This window comes from Empedobacter sp. UBA6305, assembly GCF_002440405.1.
In the GTDB taxonomy this organism is placed as follows: domain Bacteria; phylum Bacteroidota; class Bacteroidia; order Flavobacteriales; family Weeksellaceae; genus Empedobacter; species Empedobacter falsenii_B.
The window spans coordinates 12,591-31,459 of the sequence record NZ_DJTP01000039.1 but is presented as its reverse complement, the minus strand read 5'-3'; the positions used below and the strand labels follow the sequence as shown (position 1 = coordinate 31,459).

Genomic DNA, 18,869 nt, shown 5'->3' with positions numbered 1-18,869 from the left:
AAAACATACTTTAATCGAAATATTAATAATCTAAAAACACAAATTATTTAAAATGCACAAAGGGTATATCTTTATTAATTCCATGATAACTTGAATATTGTTTATTTAAATCAATTTTATTGTATTCATCGAACAAAATCACTAATTCTTCTTTATCATATTCATCTTTAATATAAAAATTATCTACATTAAGCCTATTATCAACTTCATATGGATAATTTATCTTCAGATTTTTTATATTAATTGATACTTCATCATAAATTTCGCTTAACTCAATTAATTTTAATTGAATTAGATTATATCTGATTTCTTCAATTGAGAACAAATCTCTCAAAAAACGACTTTTTCCAGAATTATTAGGTCCGATAAAAATGTTAATTTTAGAAAGATTATTCAAATTATTTTCCTCGCATTCTGTTTGATATTGTTTTGTTACATCAGTTTTAAGCTGTAAAGATTTAAACATAAAATTTCCTAATAGATTTCTACTAAAATACAATATTCTGTATACTTAATAAATTTCATTCTAAATTTTAAAATAATTTCAATTTTTTCAAACGTGTGTTTTTCAAAATAAATAATCTTTTTATAGCTTTATAACTATTTAATTAACACATGAGTCACGGAAAACTAAGAGAAGATCATAATTGCCAAAATTGTGGACATTACGTAGAAGAACATTATTGCAAACATTGCGGACAAGAAAATGTAGAAACACGTCAACCGTTTCACTTTTTATTTACTCACTTTATCGAAGATTTTGTTCATTACGATGGAAGTTTTTGGCAAACAATCAAAAAACTATTTTTGAAACCTGGAGTTTTAACCAAAGAATATTTGAGTGGTAAACGAAATAGTTCTGTTAATCCTGTTAAAATGTACATTTTTGTCAGTTTTGTAACGTTTTTCCTTATTTCTATATTTCCTTCTCATAAAACTGAATATAATGATAGTTCCAATGAACCTATATCAATAGAAAATACTGAAAAAATTCAAAAAGCACTTAATGCTACAATAGACACTTTACAGAACAAAGGATTGACAACTGTCGAGCAAAGTGCAAAAATAAAATCTGAAGTTGAAAAAAATAAAAATGCAAACTCTTTAGAAGATTTGAACGAGGAATCTATTGAAAACTTGCAATCTAAAGTAAAAAATAACGTTCCAATATTATCTCCCTTTATTGAAAAATACCAAGAGTTGAGAAAAAGAAAGGTTTCTGACGATCAATTAGGAGAAGCTATTGTTGAGAAATCTTTGCATGTCATTCCGAAAGTTTTGTTTGTATACATGCCTTTGTTTGCTTTCTTCTTATGGATTTTTTACAACAAAAAGAAATGGTGGTATTTTGATCACGGAATTTTTACACTGCATTATTTTACGGTAATTCTTTTATCAATTTTGGTAATTTTTCTTTTGAATAAACTTTCAAATTATATTGATAGTAATGCTGTATCAGCCATAATAGCTTTGATTAATACATTGATTGTTTTATATATTATTGTTTACTTTTTCCTTGCGTTGAAAAAACTCTATAACCAAGGATTTATCATTACAACAATTAAAGGTGCTATACTTTTAGGAATTAATACGTTTATTTTCTCAATAATTGTTATTGGAATTATTGTGTATTCATTTCTTCATGTTTAATCAAGATTATTAGGCAATCACGTATGATGTGTTCCTGAAACAAGTTCAGGATAACTTAAGTTGAACTCGTTTCAGCTTCGCATTAAATTTAGATTCCTTCTTTTGTCGGAATGACAAATTCAAAAAAATAACATAAAAAAAGCCTCGCAAATGCGAGGCTTTCTAACTTCTAATATCTAGATTCTAATTTCTATTTATTACGGTATTCATTCCAAGTTTTGATTTTTAAATCATCCATCGATAATTTTGTAAATGCATTAATGAAAGCCGAAGCTAAACGTGCATTTGTTACCAACGGAATATTGAAATCTACAGCTGTACGACGAATTTGATAATCGTTGTCTAATTCCGCTTTTGTTAAGTTTTTCGGAATGTTGATCACCATATCAATTTTCTTGTCATGTAAATAAGACATTACATTTGGCTCTTTTTTATCAGAAGGCCAGTAAACAAGCGTAGAATACACATCATTTTCTGTAAAAAATTTGTGCGTTCCTTCTGTTGCATAAATTTTGTAACCTTTTGCGATTAATTGTTTCGCAGGCTCTAATAAAGCAACTTTAGAAGCAATTGGTCCACCAGAAATTAAAACGGTTTTCTCAGGAATTTCATATCCAACAGATAACATTGATTTTAATAAAGCTTCTTCTGCTGTATCACCGATACACCCTACTTCTCCTGTCGAAGACATGTCAACTGATAAAACTGGGTCAGCTCCTGCTAAACGTGTAAATGAGAACTGAGAAGCTTTCACTCCTACATAATCTAAATCGTAAACGACTTCTGAATGTCCTTTTTCTACTTCTAATCCTAATAAAACTTTTGTTGCTTTTTCGATTAAATTATTTCCTGCAACTTTCGATACGAATGGAAACGAACGAGAAGCACGAATATTAGTTTCGATAACACGAACTGTATTATTTTTTGATAAAAACTGAATGTTCATTGGTCCAGAAATTTCGAAACGTTTTGCAATTTTCGCTGCAACTTTACGCATTTGACGAATTGTTTCGATGTACACTTTTTGTGGTGGATAATACATTGTTGCATCTCCTGAGTGAACTCCCGCAAATTCTACGTGTTCAGAAACTGCGTAATCTACAATTTCTCCATTTTGACAAACTGCATCCAACTCAATTTCTTTTGCTCCTTGTACGAATTCTGAAACTACAACTGGATAATCAGGAGAAACTTCTTTCGCTAATTTCAAGAAAGCATCTAGCTCATGTGTATTCGAAACTACGTTCATCGCAGCTCCAGATAAGACATAAGAAGGACGAATTAACACTGGGAAATTAACTTCTTCCACAAATTTGTGAATCGCTTCTAAAGAAGAAAGCTCTTTCCAACGTGGTTGATCGATTCCTAATTCATCTAATATTTCTGAGAATTTGTGACGATTTTCTGCATCATCAATTCTTAAAGGAGAAGTTCCTAAAATATTAATTGATTGATCGTACAATTTCATCGCTAAGTTATTCGGAATTTGACCTCCTGTCGAAATAATTGTTCCTTTAGGTTGTTCAAAATCTAAAATATCCATTACACGTTCAAAAGACAATTCTTCGAAGTATAAACGATCTGACTCATCATAATCTGTCGAAACCGTTTCTGGATTATAGTTGATGATAATTGTTTTGTAACCATTTTTTGATGCTGTATGCGCTGCATTTACAGAACACCAGTCAAACTCTACAGACGAACCAATACGATAAACTCCAGATCCTAAAATACAAACTGCTTTCTCAGTTTCTGGCTCCAAATCATTTTCAGTTCCGTGATAGGTTACATATAAATAATTTGTTTGTGCTGGGAATTCTGCTGCTAACGTATCAATTTGTTTTACAACAGGTTTAATTCCGAAGTTTTTACGTAATTCACGAACTGTTAATTCGTTTCTGTGTACGTTTTGATCTCCTTTTACTAAAACTGCAATTTGTTGATCCGAGAATCCTAATAATTTTGCACGTTTTACTAAATCTGCTTCAACTTGTTCAAATCTTTCTAATGCTTCAAATTCTTTTGATACATTAAAAATTCTTTCTAAACGTTGTAAAAACCATAAATCGATTTTTGTTAAATCGTGAATTTTTTCAATCGAATATCCCGCTTTGAAAGCTTCAGTAATCGCGTATAAACGCTCGTCATTTGGCTCAGCTAACCATGTATCCAACGATTCACCTTCTGGAATTTTGAATCCATTTGCTACGAAACCTCTATGTCCAATATCTAACATACGAACTCCTTTCTGAATTGCTTCTTCAAAAGAACGTCCAACTGCCATTACTTCTCCAACAGATTTCATTGCAGAACCAATGTTACGACGAACTCCGTAAAATTTATTTAAATCCCAACGAGGCAATTTCACTACACAGTAATCCAACGCTGGCTCGAACATCGCAGATGTCGTTTGCGTTACACTATTTTTTAACTCATCTAAAGAATAACCTAAAGCTAATTTAGCAGCCACGAAAGCTAAAGGATAACCTGTTGCTTTTGACGCCAAAGCTGACGAACGAGATAAGCGAGCGTTAACTTCGATTACACGATATTCTTCTGAAACAGTATCGAAAGCATATTGAATGTTACATTCTCCAACTACACCAAGATGGCGAATTGTGCGAATGGCAACTTCACGTAATTTATGATATTCTGAATTTGATAAAGTTTGAGAAGGTGCAATAACGATTGACTCTCCAGTATGAACTCCAATCGGATCGAAGTTCTCCATGTTACAAACTGTGATACAGTTATCGTAAGAATCACGAACTACTTCGTACTCAATTTCTTTCCATCCTTTTAATGACTCTTCCACTAAAACTTGAGAAGAATAATTGAATGCTTTTTCAACTAAATCTAATAATTCTTCTTCGTTATTTGCGAAACCAGAACCTAAACCTCCTAAAGCGTACGCCGCACGAATGATTAATGGGAAACCGATGCGTTTACCAGCTGCCATTGCGTCTTCTACAGTTTCTACTGCTTCTGAACGAGCAGTTAAAACACCAATTTGGTCTAATTTTTCGATGAAAATATCACGATCTTCCGTTGCTTCAATTACTGGAATTTGAGTTCCTAAAACCTCAACACCATATTTCTCGAATATATTTTCTTTATTTAATTCAACCGCACAGTTTAAAGCTGTTTGTCCTCCAAAGGCAACTAAAACTCCGTCTGGTTTTTCTTTTTTAATGACTTCTTCCACAAAGTAAGGCGTTACAGGTAAGAAGTAAACTTCGTCTGCAATTCCTTCAGAAGTTTGAACAGTTGCAATATTTGGATTAATTAAAACTGTTTTAATTCCTTCTTCTTTTAACGCTTTTAACGCTTGCGAACCAGAATAATCAAACTCACCAGCTTGACCAATTTTTAATGCTCCTGATCCTAATACTAATACTTTTTTAATATCTTTTTTTAACATCGTGATTCTGATTATGCGTTAGCGTTTTTATATTTTTTTACTTCTTCGATGAACTCATCAAATAAATATTCTGTATCAACTGGTCCTCCCATTGCTTCTGGGTGGAATTGAACTGTAAAAATTGGTTTTGATTCGTGACGAATTCCTTCACATGTTCCATCATTTAAGTTCGTAAAGAATGTTTTAAATCCTTCTGGTAATTTCGAATCATCTACTGCGAAACCGTGGTTTTGAGATGTAATGAAACATCTTTTTGTTCCTACTAATTGTACAGGTTGATTGTGCGAACGGTGTCCGTATTTTAATTTAAAAGTAGATGCACCAGCTGCTAAACTTACCAATTGATTTCCTAAACAAATTCCGAAAATTGGTTTATCTCCTTTCAAAGATTCTTTGATATTATTAATTGTAGGAATACATAAAGCTGGATCACCTGGTCCATTCGAGATAAATAATCCATCATATTCTAATGTTGAATAATCATAATCCCAAGGAACTCGAATTACCTCAACATCACGATTTACAAAACAACGGATGATGTTATTTTTCACTCCACAATCAATCAAAACAATTTTGATATCAGCACCTTCGTTGTAACGAATTACTTCTTTACAAGAAACTTGATCTACTAAATTATCTTCGTTTGGATCGTAATATGCAACATCTGTATCAGCAACAATTTTTCCTAAAGTAGAACCTTGCTCACGTAATTTTTTTGTAATCATACGTGTATCAACTCCATAAATACCAGGAATATTTTGACTTTCTAACCAAGTTCCTAATTTTTGAATAGCGTTCCAATGCGAATAATCATCAGCATAATAAGAAACAACCAATCCAGTTACTTGAATTTGGTTCGATTCCATCCAAGCTTCAATTTCATTAATCATTGCTTTATCATCAGGAACACCGTAGTTACCGATCATTGGAGCTGTCATCACCATAATCTGCCCTTTGTAAGAAGGGTCAGTCAAACTTTCATTATATCCAACCAAAGCTGTGTTGAATACTACTTCTCCTGCGGCAGAAGTATACGCACCGAAAGATTTTCCTTCGATTTCTAATCCGTCTTGGAATACTAATTTTACTGTCTTATCCATTGATGATAATGTTAATTTCAGTTTCTAAAGCTGATATGAATTTATCTATGTATTGTTTTGTTACTGTTAAAGGTGGCAATAAACGAATAACGTTTGTACCTGCGTAGCCTACAAAAATATTGTGTTTTGTAACTAAGTTGTTTTTTAATTCGCCGATTGGGAAATCAAACTCGATACCAATCATTGATCCTCGACCACGAACTTCTTTAATTTTTGGAAATTTATTTAATTGGATTCCAACATATTCTCCAATTTCTTTTGCATTTTCGATTAAGTTTTCTTGCTCAATCACATCTAAAACGGCCACAGCAGCAGCACAAGCTAAATGATTTCCTCCGAAAGTTGTTCCTAATAATCCGTAAGAAGCTTTAAATTCTGGAGAGATTAAAACTCCTCCGATTGGAAATCCATTCCCCATTCCTTTTGCCATCGTAATCAAATCTGCTTTGATACCAGAATGTTGATGTGCAAAGAATTTCCCTGAGCGTCCGTAACCACATTGAATTTCATCTGCAATTAAAACCACTCCATTTTCTGTACAAACTTTTCTTAATTCTTGTACAAACTCGTCAGAAGGTAAAATGATTCCTCCAACTCCTTGAATTGGTTCGTAAATTACCGCTGCAACATCTCCTCCAGCAATTACTTCTTTCACTTCATCAATGTTATATTCTACGAAAGATACTTTGTGATGAGAATTAAATGGAGCTACAATTTTTGGATTATCTGTTAGCGCAACTGTTCCTGAAGTTCGTCCATGAAACGCATCTTTGAACGCAATTACACGGTCTTTTCCTGTGTGAAAAGAGGCTAGTTTTACTGCATTTTCATTAGCTTCTGCTCCAGAGTTAATCAAGAATAAAGTATAATCTTCGTAACCTGATGCTTTACCTAATTTTTCTGCCAATTCTTGTTGAATCGGAATATTTACTGAGTTTGAATAAAACCCGATATTATTAATTTGTTCTGTTAATTTCTCAACATAATATGGATGCGAGTGACCGATAGAAATCACTGCGTGACCTCCATAAAGGTCCAAATATTCTTTTCCGTTTTCGTCCCAAAGAATACAATCTTTAGCTTTAACCGGAGTTACATTCATTAATGGATATACGTCAAATAGTTTCATTTAATAAGTTTTAAGTGATGAGTTTTGAGTAATGAGTTAAGCTATTGTTCTAATTTTATTTATTAATCCAATTAGCATTGCTTTAATTTCATTACACTCATCTGTTAATTTTGAATATTCTTCAATATTTATATAATTCAAATCTTTAGCTAGCAAAATAAAATATGTGACTTCATTCAAAGAGCCTAAAGAAATATTTAAAAATTGAGCAAAGTCTTTATTTGAGTTTCTTCCACAACCTTCTGCAATATTTGCTGGTATAGAAGATGATGCTCTTTTAATTTGAGAAATTAATCCAAATTGTTCTTCTTTTGGAAATTGATTTACAATTTTATATAAATCTAAAACCAAGAGATGTGAACGATTCCAAACTTGTAATTTTCTATAATCTTGCATACTCAAAACTTATAACTCAATACTCACAACTTTTTAAAACGCCACCGTTTTAAGATTAAGTCCTAAGTTTTCTTCCCAACCGAACATCAAGTTCATGTTTTCTACGGCTTGTCCAGAAGCTCCTTTTGTTAGATTATCGATGATAGAAGTGATTAACAATACATCGTCTTGTTTCTGGATATGTAAAAAACATTTGTTGGTATTTACGACTTGTTTCAATGCAATTGGTGCGTCAGAAACATGTGTAAAAGGTTCGTTTTTGTAATATTCGTTGAAGATATTTTTTGCTTCTTCTTCTGATAAATCAGATTTTAAATAAACACCTGCTAAAATTCCGCGCGAAAAATCTCCTCGCATTGGTAAGAAATATACTTTGTTATTGAAATCTTTTTCTAATTGATTCAATGTTTGGTAAATTTCTCCTTCATGTTGATGCGTAAATTCTTTGTAGAAAGAAACGTTATTGTTTCGCCAACTAAAGTGCGTAGAAGCAGATAAACTTTGTCCGGCACCTGTAGAACCTGTTACAGCATTGATATGAATATCATTTTTGATTTCATTCTTCGCTGCCAATGGTAACAATGCTAATTGAATAGCCGTTGCAAAACAACCTGGATTTGCAATATTTTGAGCTGTTTTGATTGCTTCTCGGTCTAATTCTGGTAAACCGTAAACAAACGTTCTATCTTCGAAAATGTGGTTCGCATTTAATCGAAAATCGTTGCTCAAATCAATAATTTTTGTGTTGGCTGAGTAAGTATTATTTTGTAAAAACTCTGCCGATTTTCCGTGACCAAGGCATAAAAAAACGACATCAGCATTTTCGTCTATTTTATCCGAAAATACGATGTCAGTTTCTCCAAACAAATCGTCGTGCACTTTGGTAACGGGGTTGCCTGCATTTGATGTACTGTACACAGACGAAATATTAACCATCGGATGATGTATCAATATTCTTAGCAGTTCGCCTGCTGTGTAGCCAGCACCTCCTACAATGCTTACGTTAATTTTGTTTGTCATTTGTTATGTTTTGCGCGTGTTTTTTTAAGGTATAATACCTCTACTATATTTCTAAAATAAAGTGGACTCGTTGGAATCCACTTTAAAGAATCAATTAATCGAAACTATGAACAATTTTTAATTGATTACCGAATATTTTGATGAAACCTCTTGCATCTCTACTGTCCCAAGCTTCGTTTTCTTCTCCATAAGTAGCTACTTTAGATTGCATCATATCATAAGGTGATTCGATTCCAATCATTGAGAAATGATAAGGATTTAATTGTACTTTCACCTTTCCTGTTACATGATTTTGAGAAGATTCTAAGAACGCTTCGATATCACGCATTACTGGATCCAAGTATTGTGCTTCGTGCAATAAAGTTCCGTACCAGTTTGATAACGAATCTTTGTGCAACAATTGCCATCTTGTAAGTGTATGTTTTTCTAATAAGTGGTGTGCTTTGATTAATAAATAAGCTGCTGGCGCTTCGAAACCTACACGTCCTTTGATACCTAAAATTGTATCTCCTACGTGTATGTCGCGACCAATTGCATATTCACCTCCTATTTCGTTTAATTTTTGAATTAATGCTACAGGAGATAATTTTTCTCCATCTAAACCTACTGGAATACCTTTCTCAAATTCAATTTCTATAACAGATGGTTCTGTTCTTGATAATTGTGTTGGATAAGCGTCTTCTGGCAACGCTTGGTTAGATGTTAATGTTTCAACACCTCCAACAGATGTTCCCCAAATTCCTCTATTAATAGAGTATTTAGCTTTTTCCCAAGTGTAGTTTACACCATTTGCTTGTAAATATTCTACCTCTTGTTGACGAGATAATTTTTCGTCACGAATCGGTGTAATAATTTTAGATTGTGGTGAAATAACTGCAAAAGCAACATCAAAACGAATTTGATCGTTTCCTGCTCCTGTAGATCCGTGTACAATGTATTCCGCATCTACATCTTTTGCATACTGAGCAATTGCAATTGACTGAAACATACGTTCTGCACTTACTGATAATGGGTAAGTGTTATTTTTCAAGATGTTTCCGTAGATTAAGTAGCGAACACAATCGTTGTAATATTTGTCTGTAATATCAATTGTAACGTGTTTAGAAGATCCTAATTCGTAGGCACGTGCTTCGATATCTTTTAACTCTTCTGCCGAAAATCCACCAGTATTTACAATTACTGTATGCACTTCCATTCCTTGATCTTTTGTTAAGTTAACCAAACAGTACGATGTATCTAAACCTCCACTGTAAGCTAAAACTGCTTTGTTGCTCATTGTTTGTTTATTTGTTTATATTGGGAATAATTCTTCTTAATTCATTGGTAACCTCTTCACGACTACTCTCTTCTTTCATTACGATTAATACTGTATCGTCTCCAGCTATTGTTCCAATTATAGTATTGAAATGTGTGTTGTCAATCTCAAAAGCAATTCTGTTTGCATAACCTGGTTTTGTTTTGATAACTCCCAAATTTTTAGAGAAAATCAAACTTGCATTTTCGTTATGTGTAACAGTTGCCGTTGGCGTAACACTTTCTGTAAGGCGATAAATGTATTGTCCCGAACTATTAGGAACTTTTGAAACTTTCAATTCGCGCAAATCTCTCGATAAAGTTGCTTGAGTAACTGTGATCTCTAAATCAATTAATTTTTTTAATAATTCGTCTTGATTACTTATTTCTTGATCTGTTATTAAATCTTTTATAATCTGGAATCTGTATTTTTTATTACTCATTTTGAATATTTATTCGAAATTTTATGCAAATATACTCATTTTAGACAAAAAAAAACCTTAGTTCGTATATTTATTCATCTTCTTTTTTTGATTGATTTGCCAATGCGCGCTTAGCGTACTCGTCATCAAGGTTATCATAAACCAATCCTGTACAAATACAACGCTCGCGATCATTTTCCATCAAGATGTGATAGTTTTTACAACTTTTACATCCATTCCAAAATTCATCCGATTGTGTTAATTCCGAAAATGTTACTGGCTTGTATCCTAATTTTGTGTTCATACGCATTACAGCTAAAGAAGTTGTAATACTAAAGATTTTTGATTTCGGGAATTTTGTACGTGACAATTCAAAAACAGCATGTTTTATTTCGCGTCCAATTCCTGAACTCCTTAAATCTGTACGAACAATTAAACCTGAGTTTACGACGAATTTTTCTTCTTCGTACGTTTCTATGTAGCTAAACCCTGCTATTTGATCATCATCATCAAAAGCAATCACAGCATTTCCATTACGCATTTTGCGTTCAAGATAAACTGGATTTCGTTTAGCAATACCCGTTTTTCTCATACGAGCTGATTCTTCGTACCATTCGCACAACAATTCTGTGTACTTGGCATCATCTGCATTTGCTATTCTAACATACATAATTTAAGGGAAAGTCGATTAATAAAGAGGAATTGAAAAAAGATGACCTTTTGTCATCACACTTAAGTAAAATATGAGAACCAAAAGGTGCGCTTTCATTACGAAAGCCACTCTCATAATTGAGAAGAACAATTTCAGTAATTTCTTCCATTAATCAACAAGATATTCAGTTATTATACTGAGATGCAAAGTTAAATATTATATTTTTGTATCACCAAAAAAAAGCAAACAAAATTTACATATTTATTAAAATGTTGAAAATTATTAAAATAGGAGGCGGAATTATCGATAACGAGCAAGACTTAGAACAATTCCTACAAACGTTTTCCGAAATTAAAGAACCAAAAATTTTGGTTCATGGTGGAGGAAAAGGTGCTTCGAAGATGTTAAATCAATTGGGAATCGAGCCTAAAATGATCGAAGGTCGTCGCATCACAGACAAACCAACATTGGATGTTGTGACAGGATTATATGCCGGAAATTTGAACAAATCTATCGTTTCTAAATTGCAAGAATTTGGATGCAATGCATTAGGTTTATCGGGTGCAGATGGTAATGCAATCAAAGGTTCTAAGCGTCCTGTAAAAACTATTGATTATGGTTTTGTTGGAGATTTGAATGATAAAAGCGTCAACAAAGAATTATTTCAATTATTAATTGACAACAATATTACGCCTGTTGTTTGTGCAATTACACATGACGGAAATGGACAATTGTTGAACACAAATGCAGATACTATTGCCTCTACAATTGCGGTTGCAATGTCACAAGAAAATGAAGTAGAGTTAAATTTCTGTTTTGATAAAATTGGTGTACTTCGTGATGTAAATGATGACACAACATTGATCCCAAAAATTAACGAAACTTTATATTTGCAGTTAAAAGAAGAAGGTGTAATTTTCGAAGGAATGATTCCGAAATTAGACAATTCATTCAAAGTAATCAATGCGGGTGTAAAAAATGTATGTTTGGTACACGCGCGAAACATTAACTCAGAGATTAAAACAATTTTATGTTAGAATTAGCTGTTCTCAAAAAGAAAGCTGTCGATTTGTTGTGTCAATTAATCGAAACTCAATCTTTTTCGAGTGAAGAAGATAAAACGGCCGATATTATTTTCAAGTTTTTAACTGATCATGGTGCAACGGCTCATCGTCAGAATAACAATGTTTGGAGTATTCATCCAAATTTTGATGAGAACAAAAAAACAATTTTATTAAACTCTCATCACGACACGGTAAAATTTGGTTCTTCTTGGACGTATGATCCATTGAAAGCAACGATAGAAGGCGATAAATTAGTAGGTTTGGGAAGTAACGATGCAGGAGCTTCTGCGGTAAGTTTATTGGCAACTTATATCAATTTCTTGAATGATGATTTACCATTTAATCTGATTGTCGCAATTACGGCTGAAGAAGAAAGTTCAGGCCAATTGAATGTTGCAAGTATTTTACCGAATCTACCAAAAATTGATTTGGGAATTGTAGGAGAACCTACGCAAATGGACATGGCAATTGCAGAACGTGGTTTGGTTGTGATGGACGTAAATGTAAAAGGAAAAACTGGACATGCTGCAAGAAATGAAGGTGTAAATGCTATTTACGAAGCAATTGATGTGATGAATTGGTTCAAAACTTATCAATTCGAAAGAGTTTCTGATATGTTAGGACCAGTAAAAATGACGGTTACACAAATTGAAGCAGGAAAACAACACAATGTAGTTCCTGATGAATGTCGTTTGGTTGTAGATTGTCGTGTAAACGAATTATATTCAAATCAAGAAGTTGTTGATATTATTTCAAGTTGTTTGCCAAAAGCAGAAGTTAAAGCACGTTCATTGCGTTTAAATTCTTCACGTATTTCAGAAAATCATCCAATTGTACAAAAAGGAATCGAATTAGGTTGTACAACTTATGGTTCACCAACGATGTCAGATCAAGCAATGATGAATTTCGAAACGGTAAAAATGGGACCTGGAGATTCTGCTCGTTCTCATACTCCTGACGAATATATTTATTTATCAGAAATAGAACACGGAATTGAGCGATACACAAGTTTATTAAAAGGCTTTACGTTTTAAATTAATAATAAACTCTTATAATCAAAAAAGCATCTTCATTCAATTGAAGATGCTTTTTAATTTTATGAAATCTTATAAAATTAAACCTGCGCGGATTTTATTAAAACATAAAGATGTGTTCTAAAAATTAAACACAAAAAAAGAGGCTAATTAATTTTAGCCTCTTTTTTATATATGAAATTAAGTCTTACTCAATTTGCATTTTAACTGGAATGTTGAAATTCAACTTCGCAGCACGACCATCTTCTGTTTGAGCAGGTTTGATCGTTTTCCCTCTTTTTTGTTGACGTTGTGTAATACGCTCTAAAGCTTTTTTAGCTTCAGGACCTAACTTAGCATCACCCATTGGAGAAATTCCAACGATTCTACCATCAGTGTCAATTTGGAAAGAAAGTTTAGCAGCTACTACACCAGATAAACCTTGACCAGCAGCGTCATTCGCAAAATCTTGCAACTCGTCTTGTAAATCTTGTGATAACTTTTTAGATAAACAGTCTGTTGCAGCTTGTTTACCTTTTGCAGCATCTTTCTCACAACCAGGATATACCGCCATTACAGCCGCTGTACGAGCAGTTACTGTAGATGGAGCTGCAGGTTCTGTACCTTTCCCTGGATTAGGAGTACTTGGTGTATCCTTTGGTGCTTCTTTTTTAGTATTTACTTCATTAGCACCTCCAGTTTGTGTTGTTGATTTTGGCCCTTCTCTATCTACTAAACCTAAATCTTTATCGGCCATTTCCTTTACTTCGACAATAGGCTCTTCTTTTTTAGGCTGAGCTTTAGGTTCTGGCATAACCACTCTAACCTGAGCTGTTTCTTCTTGATATCTTTGTTCTGGCTCTGGCTTTGGTGGCTCTGGTTCAACCACTTCTTCCTCTTTTGGAGGCTCAGGAATATTCAAATCCTCAAGCTGAACATCTACGACTACGTCTTCTGACTTTTTACTTTCAAACAAACCTGTTGCAGAAGCAATAAGACCAAAAGCTAAAATCGCAATTACTATAAATCCACGAATGAAAGCTTTCAATAATGTACTCTTCTCAGACATTCTCATGTCATAAGCTCCATACGCTTTATTTCTACCTTCAAATACAATCTCGTCTAAGGATTTTAGTTTGTTGTTATTTTCTGACATTTTAATTCTTTTAAATTTAACAATTAAACTAATTATTTACCTACTTTTTCGTCGAACACTTTTTGTTCAAAAGGTGCAACAGGTACGATTCCGTAACGAGTAGACTTTGTAATTTCCATTTCATCTAAGATAGTTACTAAATTATCATACGTAGCATCATCCATAGGTTTGATAATTACAGTAAACTTATCTTTATCTGCTCTACCTTGTGCTGCTGTAATAACATCACGAATTTTAGAGTAGTCAGTTTCATTTAGAGTTCCTCCGTTTAATCCTGCCTGATCTTGTTGATGCCAAAATAACTTATTATCCTTTCCAATTAAAATTGATATAGAATTATTCAATTTTATTTCTGGTTTATCAGTTGGATCTAATTTGTCAATTTTTGGAGGCATATTCAAGTTCATTACATTTGGTTTGATCGATGTCGCCGCAAACATAAAGAAAGTAATTAATAAGAAACCTAAATCAACCAAAGGAGCCATATCGACTTTCGTCGAATTCTTTTTGGAACGGACTTTCTTTCCGCCACCGTCATCGTGACTTTCTATTTGTGCCATTTTCTAATTTCTTAATAATTATTCTTGAGATGTAATTAACTGGAACTTATTCATATTTTTCATTTGCAATTGTTGAATCAAATTCTTGAATTGAATATATTCAGATTTTTGATCCCCTTTAATTGCCAAGAAAATATCTGGGTTCACTTCTTTTGCTTCAAATACCCAATCAATTAATTCTTGATTTTTGTTCGGTATCGTATCTAATGGAATACCTGGATGATATGATTGTTGTTTATCAGTAGACTGATTCAAATAATTTCTCATCTCTTTCATTGGTACACCAAACTCTACTATGCTTTTGAATGCATTCTTTTCAGCATCTGTAAACTTTACTCCGTACTTATCACCCATTCTTTCTAATGTAGGAATACGATCTTTTTCTTCTAATCCGAATAAGAACTTACCTTCACCATCAATTTTAATGATCATCATGTTTTCAGCAGCCATTTTTTGGTTCGAAACAGATGTTGGTGTTACGACAGGAACAACTTCAGGTTCTCTAAAGTTAGATGTCAAAATAAAGAAAGTTAACAAAAGCCAAGCCATGTCAGACATAGCTGTTAAGTCCATCGAAGGACCTCTTCTTTTTGGTTTTACTCTTGCCATTTTCTCTGTATTATTAATTAATATTCTAAATTGTTTGTTGTTTGATTTTGTCCTTATACTATCCTTCTAAGGCTTCGTCAATTGAATATTAATTGTGAGCAGAGAAAGATTGTTGGATACTCATTCCTACTTCGTCAATTTTGAATGTTAAATCATCAATTTTAGAAGTTAAGAAAGCATACATAATAATAGCGAATGCAGAAGCACCAATACCCATACCTGTATTAATTAAGGCTTCGGCAATACCTACTGATAATTGAGCTGCATCTGGAGATCCTCCTCCTTCACCTAATGCGAAGAATGCTTTAATCATACCGATTACTGTACCCATTAAGGCAATTAACGTACCTACAGAAGCAATTGTAGAGATAATAGTCATGTTTTTCTCTAATGTTGGCATTTCTAATGTAGTCGCTTCTTCTAACGTTTTACCTAATTGAGCTAATTTTTGCTCTTTGTTTAACGTTGTGTCGTTTTCTAAAGCTTTGTAAGTTGTTAAACCTTCTTTAACTACGTTACCTACAGCTCCTTTTTGTTTGTCACATAATTCGATTGCTTTGTTAACTTCATTTTTGTTTAATAAAGCACGAATGTCATTTACAAACTTCTCAGCAGATCCAGTTCCTTTTGCTTTGTTTAAAGCGATAACACGGTCAATAGAGAAAACGATTACCATAAAGAAGAAAGACATTAAGAATGGAATAATCACCCCTCCTTTATGAATAATTCCTAAAAAGTTCAAAGGATTACCTTTTTCTACATCACCTCCTTCGAAATTACCTTCTGCTCCAAATACAAACTTGAAAATCCCCATTGCGATTGCAATTAAAATGATCATAGTAATCACAGGGTTAAGACCTCCCTTTTTAGTTTTAGCTGGTACTGTTACATTCTTTTCCATTTACTAATTCTTTTAAATATTATGATTTTTATTAATGTGGGTGTAAATTAAGTGAAAATTTTTTAATTCTTCTAAATTTTTTACGTTGTTATCATATTAAATTTTCAATCTACTTGAAATCAATAGAATTTTTTACTGATTTGACAATTAAAAAATAATCAAAACAATATATCTAATATTAAACAATGTATAATTTTATTAAAATCAGCCTTTCCACAAAAAATAACCTATCGCAAATTTATTCAATAATTATACATATTTATATTTTTTTTTAAGAATTAAATTATTATTTTGACTTTTGCACTTCAATAATTATAAATGCTATGAAAGTTTGTATTGCCGAAAAACCTAGTGTTGCTAAAGATATCGCAAAAGTAATTGGTGCGAATCAAAAGCACGATGGATACTATGAAGGAAATGGATTTCAGGTCACTTGGACTTTCGGACACTTGTGTACATTAAAAGAACCGCAAGATTATACACCCGAGTGGAAAAGCTGGGATCTTAATTATTTGCCAATGATTCCGCAAAGTTTCGGAATTAAATTAATTGCAGATAAAGGTGTCTCGAAACAATTTCATATCATCGAAAAATTAGTTACGAACGATCAAGTCGACGAGATAATAAACTGTGGCGATGCTGGACAGGAAGGTGAATTGATACAACGTTGGGTTTTACTTAAAGCGCGTGCTAAAGCGCCAATGAAGCGTTTATGGATTTCTTCGTTGACAGAAGAAGCGATTAAAGAAGGTTTTGATAATTTGAAAGATGGAGAAAAATATTTCAATCTTTTTTCTGCTGGACAAGCGCGTGCGATTGGCGATTGGTTATTAGGAATGAACGCTACACGATTATTTACCAAAAAATTTGCGCCGCCAAAAACAGTTCTTTCTATTGGTCGTGTGCAAACACCTACATTAGCAATGATTGTACAGCGTCAAAAAGAAATCAATGCGTTTATTATTGAGGAATATTGGGAATTGAAAACGATTTTCAAAGAAGTAGAGTTTAATGCGACAATACCTCGTTTAAAATCTGAAGAAAAAGCCAAACAAGGTTTAGATTTCATCAAAAATCGAGAGTTTGAAATCATTGATTTCGATGTAAAAGAGGGTCGTGAAAAAAATCCTCGCCTATTCGATTTAACTGCTTTACAAGTAGAAGCGAATAAAAAATATGCGTTTTCGGCAGAAAATACCTTAAAATATATACAAAGTCTTTACGAGAAAAAATTTGTGACCTATCCTCGTGTTGATACCACTTATCTTTCGGAAGATATTCACCCTAAAGTTCCTGGAATTTTAAATAAATTAACCGCTTATCAAAATTTGATTGCTCCTTTGATGACGCAACCAATTCCGATGTCAAAAGCAGTTTTTGATAATACAAAAGTAACCGATCACCACGCTATTATTCCTACCGAAATCTTTCCACAAGGTTTATCGAACGAAGAAAAACGTATCTATGATTTGGTTGCACGACGTTTTATTGCTGTTTTTTATCCAGAATGTAAAGTTGCCAACACAACTGTCGAAGGAAAAGTTGAAAATAATGGAAAAGACGGTCAACTTTCTGCTATAAATTTTAAAGCAACGGGAAAACAAATTCTCGAAATGGGTTGGCGCGAAGTCTATGCAAAAGATAAAAAGGAAGACGAAAAAGATGAGGAAAAGATAATGCCGATTTTTGAGATTGGTGAAAAAGGTCCTCACGAACCATTTATTCACAAAGGAAAAACAACTCCGCCAAAACATTATACAGAAGCGACTCTATTACGAGGAATGGAAACTGCTGGACGACAAGTAGATGATGAAGAAATGCGCGAATTGATGAAAGAAAATGGAATTGGTCGACCTTCAACGCGTGCAAATATTATCGAGACCTTGTTTCGTAGAAAATACATCGAAAAGAAAAAACGTAATATTATCGCCACACAAACTGGTATTGATTTGATTGATACCATTCAAAATGAATTATTAAAATCTCCTGAATTGACAGGTGTTTGGGAACGAAAACTTCGTTTGATTGAAAAAGGTGAATACGAATTAGAACAATTTAAGCAAGAATTGATTGAAATGGTTTCGAAACTAACATTTGATGTAAAAAATAGTTACTTCAGACCAATCGCTTCTCATCAGAATTCAGTTCAAATAGCTGAAAAACCTAAAAAGGAACGTAAACCGAAAGAAGAAATTAATCTGGAAGATGCAACTTGTCCAAAATGTAAAACACATAAATTAGTCAAAGGAAAAGCCGCTTATGGTTGTGCAAACTTTGCAGCATGTGGATTCAAAATTCCGTTCGAGTTTATGGGTAAAAAATTAACTGATAAACAAATTTTGGATTTGTTAACCAAACAAAAAACTGGAAAAATGGCTGGCTTAATCAATCCTGAAAATGGAGAAAAAGTTACTGGTAAAGCTATTTTGGGAATGAATTTCGATTTAGAATTTGAAGAAATGTAAAAAAATAAAGTGAGTTTC

The 18,869-nt window shown here is 33.0% G+C and carries 17 protein-coding genes; 4 read left to right on the top strand and 13 right to left on the bottom strand.

The features are described from left to right. Positions 1-43 precede the first annotated feature (43 nt). The gene (locus B3M86_RS09355) at positions 44-466 is read right to left on the bottom strand and encodes a hypothetical protein (RefSeq protein ID WP_291079020.1); all 423 of its coding nucleotides are present in this window, start codon (positions 464-466) and stop codon (positions 44-46) included. A gap of 149 nt (positions 467-615) precedes the next feature. Between B3M86_RS09355 and B3M86_RS09350 the strand changes: the two genes are divergently transcribed. Then, complete coding sequence (locus B3M86_RS09350) at positions 616-1,650, top strand: DUF3667 domain-containing protein (protein WP_221854620.1); 1,035 nt, start codon at positions 616-618, stop codon at positions 1,648-1,650. Between the two features lie 190 nt (positions 1,651-1,840). Here the strand turns inward: B3M86_RS09350 and carB are convergent, their stop codons facing one another. The 8 genes from carB to B3M86_RS09310 form a co-directional block, all read right to left on the bottom strand. Further along, positions 1,841-5,071 carry a carbamoyl-phosphate synthase (glutamine-hydrolyzing) large subunit gene (gene carB, locus B3M86_RS09345; protein WP_219034921.1) on the bottom strand — a complete coding sequence of 1,077 codons (3,231 nt, stop codon included), beginning with the start codon at positions 5,069-5,071 and terminating at the stop codon, positions 1,841-1,843. Positions 5,072-5,082: 11 nt separating this feature from the next. Next, positions 5,083-6,171, bottom strand: coding sequence for a glutamine-hydrolyzing carbamoyl-phosphate synthase small subunit (gene carA / locus B3M86_RS09340; protein WP_219034922.1), 1,089 nt, complete (start codon positions 6,169-6,171; stop codon positions 5,083-5,085). Further along, the gene (locus tag B3M86_RS09335; RefSeq protein ID WP_280050113.1) at positions 6,164-7,300 is read right to left on the bottom strand and encodes an aspartate aminotransferase family protein; all 1,137 of its coding nucleotides are present in this window, start codon (positions 7,298-7,300) and stop codon (positions 6,164-6,166) included. The genes carA and B3M86_RS09335 overlap by 8 nt, the downstream gene beginning before the upstream one ends. A 36-nt stretch (positions 7,301-7,336) precedes the next feature. Then, complete coding sequence (locus B3M86_RS09330; protein WP_219034924.1) at positions 7,337-7,696, bottom strand: four helix bundle protein; 360 nt, start codon at positions 7,694-7,696, stop codon at positions 7,337-7,339. 33 nt (positions 7,697-7,729) lie between these two features. After that, on the bottom strand, positions 7,730-8,716 hold the full coding sequence (gene argC, locus B3M86_RS09325) for an N-acetyl-gamma-glutamyl-phosphate reductase (protein ID WP_291076556.1): 987 nt from the start codon (positions 8,714-8,716) through the stop codon (positions 7,730-7,732). A gap of 94 nt (positions 8,717-8,810) precedes the next feature. Further along, complete coding sequence (gene argG, locus B3M86_RS09320) at positions 8,811-9,992, bottom strand: argininosuccinate synthase (RefSeq protein ID WP_291076554.1); 1,182 nt, start codon at positions 9,990-9,992, stop codon at positions 8,811-8,813. A gap of 7 nt (positions 9,993-9,999) precedes the next feature. After that, the gene (locus B3M86_RS09315) at positions 10,000-10,452 is read right to left on the bottom strand and encodes an arginine repressor (protein ID WP_291076552.1); all 453 of its coding nucleotides are present in this window, start codon (positions 10,450-10,452) and stop codon (positions 10,000-10,002) included. Between the two features lie 70 nt (positions 10,453-10,522). Further along, entirely contained in the window at positions 10,523-11,101 is a 579-nt protein-coding gene (locus B3M86_RS09310; protein ID WP_038336858.1) for a GNAT family N-acetyltransferase, read from the bottom strand. A gap of 251 nt (positions 11,102-11,352) precedes the next feature. On the opposite strand from B3M86_RS09310, the gene argB reads away from it, so the two are divergent. Together argB and B3M86_RS09300 are read left to right on the top strand one after the other, a co-directional pair. After that, a complete protein-coding gene (gene argB, locus B3M86_RS09305; RefSeq protein WP_114999092.1) occupies positions 11,353-12,120 on the top strand; it encodes an acetylglutamate kinase in 768 nt (255 codons plus the stop codon). Next, on the top strand, positions 12,114-13,181 hold the full coding sequence (locus tag B3M86_RS09300) for a M20 family metallo-hydrolase (RefSeq protein ID WP_114999090.1): 1,068 nt from the start codon (positions 12,114-12,116) through the stop codon (positions 13,179-13,181). The genes argB and B3M86_RS09300 overlap by 7 nt, the downstream gene beginning before the upstream one ends. A 187-nt stretch (positions 13,182-13,368) precedes the next feature. Here B3M86_RS09300 and B3M86_RS09295 read toward each other — a convergent pair whose 3' ends face one another. The 4 genes from B3M86_RS09295 to B3M86_RS09280 form a co-directional block, all read right to left on the bottom strand. After that, on the bottom strand, positions 13,369-14,316 hold the full coding sequence (locus B3M86_RS09295; RefSeq protein ID WP_291076550.1) for a hypothetical protein: 948 nt from the start codon (positions 14,314-14,316) through the stop codon (positions 13,369-13,371). 32 nt (positions 14,317-14,348) lie between these two features. Continuing rightward, positions 14,349-14,876, bottom strand: coding sequence for an ExbD/TolR family protein (locus tag B3M86_RS09290; RefSeq protein ID WP_038336863.1), 528 nt, complete (start codon positions 14,874-14,876; stop codon positions 14,349-14,351). Positions 14,877-14,894: 18 nt separating this feature from the next. Then, positions 14,895-15,485 (bottom strand): biopolymer transporter ExbD, encoded by a 591-nt coding sequence (locus tag B3M86_RS09285; RefSeq protein WP_280037740.1) that lies wholly within the window; start codon positions 15,483-15,485, stop codon positions 14,895-14,897. Between the two features lie 88 nt (positions 15,486-15,573). Beyond that, positions 15,574-16,386 (bottom strand): MotA/TolQ/ExbB proton channel family protein, encoded by an 813-nt coding sequence (locus tag B3M86_RS09280; RefSeq protein WP_038336866.1) that lies wholly within the window; start codon positions 16,384-16,386, stop codon positions 15,574-15,576. Between the two features lie 323 nt (positions 16,387-16,709). On the opposite strand from B3M86_RS09280, the gene B3M86_RS09275 reads away from it, so the two are divergent. Then, positions 16,710-18,851 (top strand): type IA DNA topoisomerase, encoded by a 2,142-nt coding sequence (locus tag B3M86_RS09275; RefSeq protein WP_221854610.1) that lies wholly within the window; start codon positions 16,710-16,712, stop codon positions 18,849-18,851. Positions 18,852-18,869 lie beyond the last annotated feature (18 nt).